This is a genomic window from Moorena sp. SIO3I6, assembly GCF_010672095.1.
This window is the reverse complement of record NZ_JAAHHU010000046.1, coordinates 1-14,544: the sequence shown is the minus strand read 5'-3', so window position 1 is coordinate 14,544 and position 14,544 is coordinate 1. Positions and strand designations below refer to the sequence as shown.

11 protein-coding genes and 1 pseudogene are annotated in these 14,544 nt (G+C 42.3%); 4 read left to right on the top strand and 8 right to left on the bottom strand.

The window, feature by feature from the left end; translation table 11 throughout:
- Positions 1 to 165 precede the first annotated feature (165 nt).
- Positions 166 to 1,374 (bottom strand): IS200/IS605 family element RNA-guided endonuclease TnpB, encoded by a 1,209-nt coding sequence (gene tnpB / locus F6K49_RS15500; protein WP_293021012.1) that lies wholly within the window; start codon positions 1,372 to 1,374, stop codon positions 166 to 168.
- Positions 1,375 to 1,479: 105 nt separating this feature from the next.
- On the opposite strand from tnpB, the gene F6K49_RS15495 reads away from it, so the two are divergent.
- A complete protein-coding gene (locus tag F6K49_RS15495) occupies positions 1,480 to 2,703 on the top strand; it encodes an LL-diaminopimelate aminotransferase (protein ID WP_293098105.1) in 1,224 nt (407 codons plus the stop codon).
- Between the two features lie 179 nt (positions 2,704 to 2,882).
- Here the strand turns inward: F6K49_RS15495 and F6K49_RS15490 are convergent, their stop codons facing one another.
- Positions 2,883 to 3,098 carry a hypothetical protein gene (locus F6K49_RS15490; RefSeq protein WP_293098102.1) on the bottom strand — a complete coding sequence of 72 codons (216 nt, stop codon included), beginning with the start codon at positions 3,096 to 3,098 and terminating at the stop codon, positions 2,883 to 2,885.
- A gap of 744 nt (positions 3,099 to 3,842) precedes the next feature.
- Here F6K49_RS15490 and gatB point away from each other — a divergent pair.
- Positions 3,843 to 5,330: an Asp-tRNA(Asn)/Glu-tRNA(Gln) amidotransferase subunit GatB gene (gene gatB, locus F6K49_RS15485; RefSeq protein WP_293098099.1), complete on the top strand. Its 1,488-nt coding sequence runs from the start codon at positions 3,843 to 3,845 to the stop codon at positions 5,328 to 5,330.
- 314 nt (positions 5,331 to 5,644) lie between these two features.
- Positions 5,645 to 6,886 (top strand): bifunctional ornithine acetyltransferase/N-acetylglutamate synthase, encoded by a 1,242-nt coding sequence (gene argJ, locus F6K49_RS15480; protein ID WP_293098096.1) that lies wholly within the window; start codon positions 5,645 to 5,647, stop codon positions 6,884 to 6,886.
- 191 nt (positions 6,887 to 7,077) lie between these two features.
- Here the strand turns inward: argJ and F6K49_RS15475 are convergent, their stop codons facing one another.
- From F6K49_RS15475 to F6K49_RS15450, 6 genes and pseudogenes are all read right to left on the bottom strand, one after another.
- On the bottom strand, positions 7,078 to 7,929 hold the full coding sequence (locus F6K49_RS15475; protein WP_293098093.1) for a DUF547 domain-containing protein: 852 nt from the start codon (positions 7,927 to 7,929) through the stop codon (positions 7,078 to 7,080).
- A 60-nt stretch (positions 7,930 to 7,989) separates the two neighbouring features.
- Positions 7,990 to 9,561: a glycosyl transferase family 2 gene (locus tag F6K49_RS15470; RefSeq protein WP_293098090.1), complete on the bottom strand. Its 1,572-nt coding sequence runs from the start codon at positions 9,559 to 9,561 to the stop codon at positions 7,990 to 7,992.
- A 13-nt stretch (positions 9,562 to 9,574) separates the two neighbouring features.
- A complete protein-coding gene (locus F6K49_RS15465; protein ID WP_293098085.1) occupies positions 9,575 to 10,339 on the bottom strand; it encodes a glycosyltransferase family 2 protein in 765 nt (254 codons plus the stop codon).
- 177 nt (positions 10,340 to 10,516) lie between these two features.
- A complete protein-coding gene (locus F6K49_RS15460; protein WP_293098079.1) occupies positions 10,517 to 11,536 on the bottom strand; it encodes a DUF3179 domain-containing protein in 1,020 nt (339 codons plus the stop codon).
- A gap of 347 nt (positions 11,537 to 11,883) precedes the next feature.
- A complete protein-coding gene (locus tag F6K49_RS15455) occupies positions 11,884 to 12,078 on the bottom strand; it encodes a hypothetical protein (protein ID WP_293098118.1) in 195 nt (64 codons plus the stop codon).
- A 677-nt stretch (positions 12,079 to 12,755) separates the two neighbouring features.
- Positions 12,756 to 14,066: pseudogene (locus tag F6K49_RS15450) on the bottom strand (IS4 family transposase).
- Positions 14,067 to 14,285: 219 nt separating this feature from the next.
- Here F6K49_RS15450 and F6K49_RS15445 point away from each other — a divergent pair.
- Positions 14,286 to 14,544 (top strand): hypothetical protein (locus F6K49_RS15445; RefSeq protein ID WP_293098072.1); only part of this gene is annotated, 259 nt, incomplete at its 3' end.

Below are 14,544 nucleotides of genomic sequence, written 5' to 3'. Positions count from 1 at the left end.
TGATTTGTAAAGGAAATCTTAAGAAGTCTGAAAGCATTGCTATGATTGTCTTTTGGGTATTAAATAGTTCAATTGTTCTATTTTAGCGCAAGCCTTATCCTACAAAGATTACAGCGAGTTTACGAATCAGCTCTGAATAGACAAAAGAAAAAGACTAAGAGTGAACTACCCCCGACACGCTGCGCGTAATCGGGGGCTTCCCAATTCATGGGGGACTGCATCTGAGACAACAGAAGTTTTCCCAGGTTGTCTTACGTCCCCTCCAAGGGCAGTAGAGCTAGTTCCTAACTCCAATATCCGCAAGCCTTGATTTCTAATATTGATAGCAGCATTGATATCTCTATCATGGTGAGTGCCACAAAAAGGACAAGTCCAATTTCTAACAGACAAGTCCATCTCGACCTGTTGATGATCACAAACATGACAAAGCTTCGATGATGGAAACCATCTGTCAATTTCAACGTAGATTTTCCCTGCCCATTCAGCTTTGTAGGTGAGCATTGTTGTGAACATTCCCCAGCCACAATCACTAATGGCTTTAGCCAAATTAGGATTTTTAACCATGCCTTTAACATTGAGATTTTCCACCACAATAACTTGGTTTTCGTTAACTATCTTGCGGGATAGTTTGTGCAGAAAATCCTCTCTACATCTGGCAATAAAACCTTGAACTTTGGCTACCTTTATTCTGGCTTTGTTTCGGTTTTTGCTACCTTTTTGTTTCCTAGATAAACTTTGTTGCTTACGCTTCAAATTCTTGGCGTGTTGAGCAATATGTCTAGGATTATCATACTTCTCACCCTCACTAGTGACCGCAAAATGAGTCAATCCTAAATCAATACCTATAGCAAGGCCAAGGCTGTTAGGTTGTTGAGGTTCAATTCCATCCTCAACTAGAATTGAGGCAAAGTACTTACCATCTGGATTCATGGAGACTGTTACCGATCTCAATTCTCCTTCAATGGGACGATGCTGACGGCAGTAAACTTTACCCACTTTTCCTGGAAGCTTCAGGTAATCTCCCTCAATGTGGAAATGTTGAGGATAAGTCACTGTTTGCCTTCCCTTCTTTGATTTGAATCGAGGGTATTTAGCTCGTTTATCAAAGAAGTTTTTGAACGCGGTTGATAAGTTATTGGCTACAAACTGAAGACATTGAGAATAGCAATCTTTGAGCCATTCGTACTCTTTTTTGAGACCCGGTAACAGTCCCTGTATTGCTGCTCTGGATAAGCTTTTTCCCGTATCTTGATAGGTTTGTTGACACAAAGTAAGAGCATAATTCCAAAACCATCTAGCACAGCCAAAGCTACGAGCTAAAGCGATGTGCTGACTGTTGTCTGGGTATAGTCTGAACTTGTATGCCTTGAGCACTATTACAATTGAGGAATTCTAATATAATTGTACCACAAACCATGCTCGCTATCCATCCCCCACCTGCTACGCGGCGGTGGGGGAATTTCCCGGAGAATTTTTAAAATGCAGTTTGCCCAACGTTTACAACCCCTGCAAGCAAATGTATTTGCCGATATGGATCAGGCCAAAGCGTTGGCAGCTGCTGGGAAAGAAATCATTGACCTATCATTAGGGTCTTCCGATTTACCAGCTCCCAAGCATGTGTGTGCTGCGATTGAAGCCTCGTTGTATGAGCCTAGCACTCACGGTTACTTGCTGTTTCATGGTACTAAAGCTTTTCGTCAGGCAGCTGCTAGCTGGTATACTAAACGATTTGGTATTCCGGTTGACCCAGAAACTGAGGTGCTACAACTGATTGGTTCTCAGGAAGGCACAGCTCATTTACCTTTAGCTGTGCTTAATCCGGGGGATTTTGCTCTGCTACAAGACCCAGGCTATCCTTCCCATGCCGGTGGTGTCCACCTAGCCAGTGGTCAGATTTATCCGATGCCCCTATTGGCAGAAAACAATTTTTTGCCTGTATTTGAGGATATCCCCGAGGCAGTGCTAGCTCAAGCACGGATGATGGTGTTGAGTTATCCCCATAATCCCACTACTGCGATCGCACCCTTGTCTTTTTTTAAGGAAGCAGTGGCATTTTGTCAGTGCCATAACCTGGTATTAGTTCACGATTTTCCCTACGTTGATATCGTTTTTGAAGATACCAGAGGCAATGGCGAGCAGATCGGGAAAATCCCAGAAACCCTCAATCCCAACTCTGTTGCTCCCTCAGTTTTGCAAGCAGACCCAGAGAAGACTGTATCGATTGAGTTTTTTAGCTTTTCCAAGTCTTACAATATGGGAGGCTTCCGGATTGGCTATGCTATCGGTAATGCTCAATTGATTCGAGCGTTGCGGCAGGTAAAAGCGGCAATTGACTTTAACCAATACAGGGGGATTCTCAATGGTGCGATCGCAGCGTTGAATGGTTCTCAAGACATTGTTAAACCTGTAGTCACCACCTATCAACAGCGGCGGGATGCCTTTGTCCATGCTTTAAACCGCATTGGTTGGTCAGTGCCAGTGCCATCAGCCACTATGTATGTCTGGGCAAAATTGCCAGAACCTTGGGCAGGGAACTCAGTAAAATTTTGTACTTCATTGGTAGAAGCCACTGGGGTTGCTGCTGCTCCAGGAGCTGGTTTTGGCAAGGCTGGTGAAGGCTATGTCCGTTTTGCCTTAGTACACGAACCAGACGTTTTGGAAAGAGCAGTGGAGAGAATTTCAGGATTTTTGAAATCTTATTAATAGGTGCCTAATACTCTGTCGAATTAGCCTTGAGGGTTAGGACAAGGTATTAGGAGCAATAGCTCACAATGAGTTTTTACTAGGTTATACCCTAATCAGCTATGGGGCAATAAGGGCGTCAAAACCACAGGTTTGCCTACACCCTATCTTATTGCCCGATGTTATTTATTGTTAACTTCTCAAAGGAACTGATTAGTATCTTGAGTCACAGGCAGATCGAAAACTACTTCAAACTCTGCTTCTGGCATATACCGATCCAAAAATCGGAGATGGTTATGAGCATCCTGACGATTAAAGAACCTAGCAACTGTGTACCTTTGGCATTTAGGCAGTAGACGCATAAGAGCCCAAGGGCGAGTGTAGTCTTCTGTTAGCGGAATTTGTTGATTAGTCATGCTTACCCCTGATTTGACCTAATAAGATCACTGGATGATTGCTTGATGAAAGGCGATGGACTTCGTCCATCGCCTAGCTTATGAAAGACCTTTGTTTTCTTAGGTGCGCACCTATGGCGAATTAAATTCGCTATAGGTGCGCACCTGTCGAATCTTTAGTCACATTAATCTAAAATGGCTGACTAAAACATAGCCACGTGATCTGGACATTAGGATGATTCTGTGATATCCGCAGACTCCTGATCACAAAAGGGAAAGATGATGAGCTGATTGATTATTTCCGTAGCTGCTGCAAAGCGAGACTGTTTGTTAAACTTTCCTTAAATCCTGACGTAGGGTGGGTTAGGCGGCTAGTACTGTCAAAGCTCACCTGTTAACAGAGCTGCCCGCCGTAACCCACCAATATTCAGCTGTCTTAAGATTTACTTTATAAACAGTCTCTAATTTTCATCAGCTAGCCTAGCCATTAAACGTAAGTATTTAGTTAAAAAAAGAAAGCCATTTAACAGTCCACTTTAAAGATTAGATCGTAAGACACATTTGCTATAATAATGGTATGTAAAAAGGTCTAACAATTCCCAATCATAAAATACAAAAACTTACATAAAAACTGTCAACTCGAATCCTGCCAAGAATTGGAAGGATTGACGCTGTAGCTAATGAAATAGTGTACATTATTGGGAAGACTGGACAAAAAATGCCTTAAGTTCCATCAATAAACTTAACCCTTAATTGTAACATTCAATGACTACTGCTGCACCAGCTAAAACTCAATACGAAGCAATCATTGGTTTAGAAACCCATTGTCAGCTTAGTACCGAAACCAAGATTTTTTCTAACTCTTCCACAAAATTTGGTGCTACCCCTAATACCAATATTGACCCAATTTGTATGGGGATGCCAGGAGTGTTACCGGTTCTGAATCAAAAGGTACTAGAGTATGCTGTCAAAGCAGGTTTAGCACTCAATTGCCAGATTGCTCCCTACAGCAAATTTGACCGGAAACAGTATTTTTATCCTGACCTACCCAAAAACTACCAGATTTCCCAATACGACTTGCCCATTGCTGAGCATGGCTCACTGGAAATTGAAGTGTCCGATGATGACGGTAATCCTATCCGTAAAACCATTGGCATCACTCGCCTACACATGGAGGAAGATGCCGGGAAACTGGTTCATGCTGGTAGTGACCGACTGGCTGGTTCTACCTACTCCCTAGTAGATTTCAACCGTGCTGGGGTACCTCTGATTGAAATAGTATCAGAACCGGATCTGCGCTCTGGTCAAGAGGCAGCAGAATACGCTCAAGAGCTGCGTCGGATTGTACGCTACATCGGTGTCAGTGATGGCAACATGCAAGAAGGATCCCTGCGTTGTGATGTCAATATATCTGTACGTCCTGTAGGCCAGAAAGAGTTTGGCACCAAAGTTGAAATCAAAAATATGAACTCCTTCAATGCTATCCAGAAGGCGATTGAGTACGAAATTGACCGGCAAATCGCAGCTGTGGAAGCTGGAAAATCGATTATTCAAGAAACTCGCCTTTGGGAAGAGGGTAGTCAACGCACCATTAGTATGCGGACCAAGGAAGGATCCAGCGATTACCGCTATTTTCCTGAACCTGACTTACCACCCATTGAAGTATCAACGGAACAATTAGAGCAATGGCGCAGTGAGCTAGCGGAACTTCCTGCCCAGAAGCGGCATCGTTATGAAAGTGAATTGGGACTTTCTGCCTATGATGCCCGGGTGTTGACGGATGATCGTCAAGTGGCAGAGTATTTTGAAACAACTGTTGCTGCTAATGCTAATCCCAAACAAGCGGCAAACTGGGTAATGGGAGATATTGCTGCTTATCTTAAAACTGAAAAACTGGCTATTACAGAGATTGCTCTCAAACCCAATACTCTGGCAGAACTGATCAACCTGATTGATAATGACACCATTAGTGGTAAGATCGCCAAGGAGATTTTGCCAGAATTACTCTCTAAAGGGGGTTCTGCTAGGGAACTAGTGGAACGTAAGGGTTTGATTAAGATCTCTGACCCAAATGAACTCTCAACCATTATTGATGAGGTACTGGCTGCCAATCCTAAGGAACTCGAACAGTATCGCAATGGTAAGACCAAGCTGCAAGGTTTCTTTGTGGGACAGGTGATGAAGAAAACTAGCGGACGAGCTGATCCTAAGCTGACTAACCAAATTTTGGGCAAGAAGCTCAAGGGTGATTGAGGCAACGGGCTTGCCAGGTGTTGCTGATCACTAAATCACTAATTACCAACCACAAATAACAAATAACAAAGAAAAGGAGAGTCACTGTCGTGACCCTCCCGATCATCAGGGTGCATCTACATATCAAAATATACACTATTTTGTATGAGGGGTGTAACCCCTTTTTTTGTTTTTTTGTAAAGTTTTGAGATTTTATAGCAATTCTGGAAATTACGGCTACACATCAAGCTACAGATCAATACCCTTGGTGCGTAAGTCCATAAGACTTGATATAATCCCGGATCGGGCATGAATTATGGTTAAATGGAGGAATAATGTCGGACTGGCAAGAGATTAGTGGTGGGATAACAGCTCCCAGGGGCTATCAGGCAGCAGGGATTACCGCAGGTTTAAAACCGTCGGGTCAGCCAGACTTAGCGTTGATATTATCAGAGGTGGATGCGATCGCAGCTGGGGTGTTCACCACCAGTCATGTCCGGGCTGCTTGTGTAGATTATTGCCGTCAATGCTTACAATCTAAAGCTAGTGCTCGTGCTATTTTGTGTAATGCTGGACAAGCCAATGCAGCAACGGGTGAGCAGGGTTGGCAGGATGCTCTAGCTAGTGCTAAAGCTTTGGGTGAAGCACTCAATGTTTCCCCTAAGTCGATTTTGTTGGCATCGACAGGGGTGATTGGTCAACGCATCAAGATGGATGCTCTATTGTCAGGAATTCCCCCATTGGTAGCACAAGCATCCGAAACTGGTTCCGATGCAGCAGCTGAAGCGATTATTACCACGGATTTAGTCACTAAATCCATTGCTATGGAAACCATGATTGATGACCGTCCGGTCAGGATGGGTGGTATTGCTAAGGGCTCTGGTATGATTCATCCCAACATGGCGACTATGCTAGCATTTGTAACGTGTGATGCTGCAGTTTCTACTTCCCTGTGGCAACAGATGTTACAGCGGGCAGCGGATAAAAGTTTTAATCAAATTACCGTAGATGGGGATACCAGCACCAATGACACTCTAATTGCCTTGGCTAATGGTCAGTCCCGAACATCAGCGATTACAGAAATCGGACCAGCAGCTGAGAAGTTGGAGGGGATGCTCACAGCAGTATGTCAGCATTTGGCAAAAGCGATCGCACGGGATGGAGAAGGGGCCACCTGCTTGATTGAAGTCCAAGTCACTGGTGCACCGGATGATAAAGGGGCTCGTCAAATTGCTAAGACCATTGTTGGGTCATCCTTGGTTAAGTCTGCTATCTTTGGACGAGATCCAAACTGGGGCAGAATTGCCGGAGCCGCTGGCCGTGCAGGAGTACCGTTTGAGCAAGAAAACCTGCGGATTCAGTTAGGGGATGTCTTGCTGATGGACAATGGTCAACCCTTAGGGTTTGACCGTCAACAGGCTAGTGATTATCTCAAGCAGGCTGCTGCTGGTGCTTATCTTAAAGAAGATACAGTTTTAATTCAGGTTAATGTGGGCAATGGTCATGGTGTTGGTCAGGCTTGGGGTTGTGATTTGAGTTATGACTATGTCCGGATTAATGCCGAATATACCACTTGATTAGCCTTGTCACCAAAAACGTTTTAAACAATAACAAACCATAACAAATCCTTATAGCAAAGGTAACAGGGAACAGGGAACAGGGAACAGGGAACAAAAATTCTCACAATTCCTACACGTATCCCTATAATAATCAATTAATCAACCTAGTTATGGTTAATTGGTTATTGTTGTTGGTTATGGTTAATTAGTTATTGTTTATTTAAAGACCAATCATAGTTCAGATATTTTATCTTGTAATTCCCCTGTTCAAGATATTCCTGATCCTCTGGACTAAGGTAGTCACTGATAAAGTTTAACACTGCTCTTTGATTGGCGTTACCAGTAAATTTGTCATCGACACCATAGGTTTCTTTCCAATCTTCACCAAACCACTTAAAGATGGAAGAAAGATATACGCTACCTTCTTGACGATCAATACGAAAGCCATGGGGACTAACTATAAATTTCTGTGTCTGGTCATCCAGTTGCTGATCGAGTTTTTCCCCAGTATAAGGTTCGTTTCTTAAGGGAGGACAACTGATAGCGGCGCAAACTAAAGCCATATGAATTCGGGGTTCGTTGAATTGCGTTCGCAGTGTCTTGTGTTCGATATTATCTAAGGTTTTAGATTCTCCAGCGATGTTGAATTCGCGTCCTTTCCAGACTCCTTTAATGTCCCGAATACTCTTTTTGAGAGGGTTTTGGTCAATAATTGATTCTAGAGTAAAGGAGTTGTAAGCATTTATCAAGAAAGCAATCTTTTCCGCTTCATCCCAAGACTGATAGGTGCTAGTATCAACAGCACCTAAGGAGGCATTAAACGTCTCCAGTTGCTCTGGATTTTGCTGCAATTCTTGGTAATTAACTAGCGCTTTATTGTTGACATAGGTTTTTAGGACAGTAGCATAGTCGTCATAATTCAATAGACTCGTGTCAGTAGCTCTATTTACTTGTACTTCAGACTCTTTTGCTGGTGCTTGATTTATCGGTACGGAAAGTGTACAACTTGTCAGAATAATCAGAGTTGGAAGTAGGGTTAGTAATTTCTTGGATGTATTCATAGTGGTTCAGATGATTTAGCCGATAAGATGCTTAACCTAGGCAATTTTGATTAAAGCTAATCAATCTGAGTTTTGGTTGAGAGCAACATTAGGATTGTGGTAATGGGTCCAAAACCAACCCAAAACAAAGGGTAACCATAGCCACCATCGCTCCTGAGGAGTTAGATACCAGCTGTAGTTACCTAAAGCCATGCGATGCTGAAGTACAAAGTAAATAAAAGTAGAGATACTGACTAAACGTACTCCCAGATTTCTAGAAGGAACAGCAAAAGGAATTATCCAAGTGAAGTACCAAGCATGGATAATCGGAGATAGGATTAGTAGGCAAAAAAAGTACCATTCTGTGAATTGTTGAAAATTGCGCGATCGCAAAATTAGCCAACTTACCGTTAAGCCTAGGGGAAAAGCATAAATCCAATTAACCCAGCGAGAAGGTTCCCAATATTGGCTAACAATATAAGGAATCAATTCCGCACTGCGACCATGGGATACAAACACTGATCCAGTAGGAATCAAAGGACATTCTCCACTAGAGCAAAATTGGAGAGCAGTGATGCCAAAAGGTAAGAAACCGCACAATAGCACTACTATTGCTAGTTTTACCCCTACTTTTCGGAAAGCTTGCCAGGTCAGAAACCCTAAAATTGGCAAAGACATCCACTTCACTGCCATACTAATTCCTACCAGCAAAGCCGAAGCAATCCAGTGCCACCAGGTCAGGGAGTGATCCGATGAAGACATCAAGGGGTTAGTAAATGGGGAGTATTCTGCTACTGTCCCACTGTCCAACGTTTCCTCTATTTCTGTTATTTTTGTCCGCCTTAAACTCTCTGTTTTTTGGTCAAAGACTAACCAAGCTGCCACAAGGGGTAAAATAAACCAACTGTCGTAATGAGCACCACCAGCAAAGGAGTAAATTATCAAAGGATTCCAGGCATAGAAGATTGCCTGTTGATAACCAAATCGACGACTGAGTAACCAACAGATTAATAAGTCAGCTAAGATAAATGCAATTTTGAACAACCAAACCTTAAGGTCAATCAGCGCTAAAATCCGAAAACCTAATTGCGCTACTGGTGGATAGATAGCAGAAACAGTAGGATGATTGATTAGTGACCACCATTCCGTATGGTAGGGAATCAGTTCAGCAGCATTAGGTGGCAAATGGTATGGACTAAACCCTAACGTTTGAATATACCCTTCCCATAGATAGCGCCATACATCATCTCCAGGATACATTGGTAGCAGTAGCAACCTGCTTAGGATGGTAGTACTCCAAAAATTTAGTCCTGAGTGCTGAGTTTTGAGTTTTCGGAAGTACTTGATACTAAGAGATTTGGTAAATCCTTTGTAGACCCCTTGCCAAAGTCTGGTCTTGATACTGTTGTTGTTAATTCTGTTGTTAATTCTTTTTGCTTGTTGGGAAATCCCAAGTTTCCTGTTATCAACTTTCGCAGGATATCTAGTATAGACGCTTAATCCCCAAGACAACAGAAAACCTAAGCTAATCACACTGATACCTAACCAAAATCGAGGCACAGCTCCCACCTCTCGGAAATCCCCATGAGGCACAATCAAGATACAACCTAACAACAGGAGTAGAGAACTAAGCCATATATATAGCGTTTTCATTTGAGATGTGAAACTAGGATTGATGGAAATTCCCTATTCCCTCTTCAACACTTTTACCGATTGTTCCATCTGCCTGGGTAAGCTTAAGGCGACGTAGATATAGACGACCTAAAGTCATTAGAATTATTGTTCCTGCTTGGACACTACCAGAAAGGGTACCAGATATTTTCGAGCGTCCCCCTTGTCGGCGACGGTAACCAACAGGAATTTCACAGATTCGCAAACTACATTCAATCGCACGGGCTTGCATTTCTACTGTCCAACCAAATCCTCTATCTTGCATTTGGATTGCATCCAAAGCTGAACGACGAATTAGGCGCAATGGTCCTAAATCCTGATAGGAGTGTCCCCAACCACAACCGATCAGGAAGGTAGCCAGCCAGTTGCCAAAATTTTGCACTGGGGTCATCGCCTTACGTCCATCTACTGTGGCGCGGCGGTTACCTAAAATTAGGTCATACTTATTCCTACCAGCTAGAAACTGGGGTAAATAACTTAAGTCATCACTCCCATCGCCATCACAGAATAATATCCAATTAATATCTCGGTCTAGTTGCTGCAATCCCCGCCAACAGGCTCGACCGTAACCAGGAATAGGCTCACAAATTACTTCTGCACCGGCTTCTTTTGCTTTAATAATACTGTTGTCTGTGCTGCCATTATCGACTACCCGAATATTGTTCAAATTATAGGATTGAAGAGACTTAATCACCCCAGTGATAGTGGTTTCTTCATTGAGAACAGGGATAATTACTAAGATATTGTGGTTATTAGTCATGGTTATAGCGGTTTTAATTGGGTGAGCTACAAATCTTTGGGTTTTAGGGAGTAGGGAGCAGGGAGCAGGGAGCAGGGAGCAGGGAAAAAATCATGTTTACCTAATCAGGATAGAAACCGCTATATTAGTCATGAGTTATTGCAGTTTTAAATTGGGTGAATTCCCTGGTCTATAACGTTATTTGCCAAAGTAAGCTGGATACACAAAGGCAAAAGCTGTAGAACTGGGGATGGGAGTGCCATCGAATTCTTCTACTAATACAGTTTGAAGTTGGCTATCCCAACGTGCTCTAATTGGACGACCATTGAATTCTACAACTTTTTCGCCCACTTTTTTTAATTGGTCATGGACAAATTGATAGCTAGCCCCAGAAAATTGGTTTTTAGGGGTTTGTTGATCCGCTTCCCACACATAGCTAACAATAGCTTTAGGATGGAGGGTAAGTCGTTGTTGATTTCTGACTGGGAAAATAATTCGCTTATCGGTATAGTAACTACCATAGGGATAGTTGAAGTAAGCCCGGTTATAACCTGTGTCAGTGGATAGAATTTTACTATTGGGATACTTGCTTAACCAAGCGCCAAGAGTAGTTTTGATAGCGGGAATTGTTTTAAGATTACGATTGACTTTAGCACCAATAATACCCATCCCCCAAGGTTGAGAGTAAAGGGTATCATCGGCACGGTCATACATCACTAGGCAACTTTGATAAAGTTTGCCTGTAACACCGTAGGTTGTATTGCTGCGATTAAAAGCAACTATAGTATCACAAAGGGGACAATAGGATACACTAACATTAACTCCACCGACTGTGTCATTTACCAATTCATGCCAATTCATGACCCCGAAAGGATAGGCTTTGGCTTCTCCATTCACCACCACACCAATCACAGTTTCTGTTTTAGAAAATGGTGTGGTTTGAGCGGTATCAAACTTAGGATTATCGATACTAGGAATACCATCTTTTGGGGGACCACCATTGAGGAGTTCAGTTAAATTAATGCGAGTGAATTTGGCTGGATTAAGGTTTTGTTTTTGGAGGTCAGTGATTTCTTGGTCTTGGTTGTGGAGATAGGCAGTGAGATGGAAGTAACGGAGTTTGAAATTATCCCAGCTACCGGCTTGTACGACTAGTGCCATCAAACATAGCCCGACTAAGGAAGTAGTGCTGAGGGCTATTTTAAGTAATTTATTCATAATCCTCTTTCCCTGCCTAGATGTCACTGCTCACCAAATGAGTGCGAGCCCGTGGGTGGTGCGTTACGGGACGGACTATCCCAAGGCTGGCTACGATAGAAAAAATCAGAATTAGTCCGCCCCTAACGCACCCTACGCACTACTACCCTTGTGAGGGTGGGCTTTTGCCCAACCCCAGCATCAGGGGCTGTGGCTGGAATCCCTAACCTTAGGGTGAGGGGATAAGATGAAACCAAGGTGAGTGATATCTGAGAATTTGATGAAGGATTCATAGCAATAGCATTTTAAAATCGATCATCAAACTCAATGGTGATTAAAGTCCGAAACCGCTACATGAGATTTACCCCCTAAGATTCCTCATCGATCCGATTATTACCAACATCAAAAACAATTATAAATTCCGCATCCGGCATCAATCGTTTCAGGGCCCATAAATGTCCCTCCGCATCCGACCGATTGCGGAAGCGAGCAACAACAACTCGTTGCATTCTTGGTAACAGCCGAATGATCACCCACGGATGAAGGCGTTCAGAATAGGTCATCATGAAAGTATCTCCTTGTGATAGGGGAGCCAGAGCTAGCCCGTAGGTATTGGACTCCTTACAAGGGTAGGTTTTTTACAATTAGGAAGAGTCAGAAACAGCGAAAGAGCTAAAAGTGTTGAAGGGGGAAGGAAACAGCTTACCAACACTCAGGGATTGATCATTGAGTAAGCGGGCAACGATAGTTAACAAACCATCGACAAAATAAGAGAGCCGAGGAGATACAGGTGGAGCAAAAGATGTGTTACTAGTCTTTTCTTCGATTTCTCTGTGCTCAGTGAAACTGACGGGTTGTTCTCCTTCACCACCGAGGCTGATCGTCCATAACCACAGCTACAGCCATAGCGTTCCCAATGTCGCTCTGCCCTTTGTGGGCTGACCAGACGAGTTCGCTGCCTAGCCCGCCCATCACTTTTAATATCTCTGTATGAGCATTCAATCCAAGAACGAAAGCCATACCAATCAATCATTCAATCACAGGGATTTAAATCTGTCAAAATCAACCAGGGATTTTTATAGTTTGCCTCCCATCGAGCTAGTAAAGTACATTCAATTGTGTTGGTTTTAAAGCATCTGACGCCGGCGAACCAACTTATGCCATCACAGTCCACAACAGTTGCGGCTAGGATGCCTAGAAGATGAACCGGAAATTTGATACTGACCCTGATGATTAATTCTTAAGAAGGGATGCCAACCATTATTGACAATCTCTTGGTACAATCCTGGGGGGGCGACATGAGAGCTAAAAAGTAGACTGTATAAGCTTCATAGCTCTCATACCTCGTAAATAATTATCGAGCTTATGACGACTTAAACGCATCAAAGCATAAACTAATTCCCAACATTTATCCATAAAATTAATCCATTTATGAGCATACATTCCAATATAAAAATTACTATGTTTTTTAGTTAATCGCCCATACTCTTTGACTCTAGCTACATAGTCCTGAACTCCTTTTTTATTAATTATTTCTCCTTTAATTGTAGCAATAAAGTAAGCAAAAGAGATTATAATAAGTAAAGATATAAAGCGTTTACCGACAACATTACTGCCTTCCATATTATATCCACCGCTTTTATAATCTCGGAACATTTCCTCAATATCAAAACGTTGTCTTGATGCAGTCGCTCATGGGGGAAACCCCCAAGACCGCGCTGCATCGCTTTTTATAAGCGGATATTGCCTCAGACAATTCGCTCATATTTGTTAGAATAAACCAACCTTCTTGGCTTACTGACTTTCGATAACTTTTCTTCCATTTACAGGCAATACTAAATCCTGATACTTGTTGAGTTTTTGTGACTTTAACCTTTTCAAAAAATAACGAAATCCCTGGTTTTAATCCCGAATTTTTCAAGGAAATCCAACCCTGATTTTTTAGTTCAATTTGCTCGTTTTTTTTAAGTCTTAAACAAAACTTAAACCCTTGTTTATCTAGCCACTCAGCCAATTTAACTGAACAAAACTCTCGGTCTCCCAAAATAACAACATGATAGCTATCAAATAGCCCTCTAATAGTTTAGAGTATTTGTTTTTGCTCTAAAAAATTACTTGAACCAAGTTTTGAAAGAAGTTCAAAGTAAATTGGTATTGCTCGGTTTTTATAAATTATACTAACCACCAATAAATTTTTGTTATTCCAATTAGTTCTATCGATGGCTAAATAGATTTTTTGCTGTTGATCAAATTTTTGATAGAGCCATTCTCTAACAATTGGAAACCACATTTTTTTTATTTGAAATATTGGTAATGACAAAAATCTTTGTAACTTTTTACGCCTTGAGTTACATTTAATAGGCAAAGGTAGCGGTGCAGCGCGGTCTTGGGGGTTTCCCCCATGAGCGACTGCACCAAGACAAGATTCAGCAATTTTTTCGAGTTTAACATTCTTGATATCTTGGACAATAATTACTACAAGGTAAAAAAACAATAATTGAGATTCGGAAAGGAGATTTTTTAGATGTTTTTGAGATAATTCTGGTAGCATTTTGAATTGATAGGTCGTCTTGACAATTTCTGACCTATCTTTTTTTACCATAATTCGCTCAATTTAAGATATATCAAGGGTTACAGGGCGCTTGTCGCCCCCCCAGGGGATAATCACTATCTTTTTGTGATGCGCGAGCCCTGGCGACATGAAAACGAACTTGGTTGCCACTATGCGAAACATTTTGATCGGCTCGTCTGGTCTCAAACTGGTGAAACGATGTTGAGATGGGATATGGTAGTGGAGCATATTCCTTTTGCGATCGCTTATGGGATGGAAACGGTGTGGCAGCTTTTTGCGGCAGATTGGGTTGCCCTTTCCCAGCAAGGTAACTATAAAGTTGCCCAAGTGGTTAACCCACAAACAAAAAGAGACGGGGGGAGTCTGGGGCAAAGTGGGCGTTGCTATGATGCGACGATGTACCGTCAATTGAGTCTGATGGCTTGGTTTCTGATTAAATATGGCAAACCGCTATATA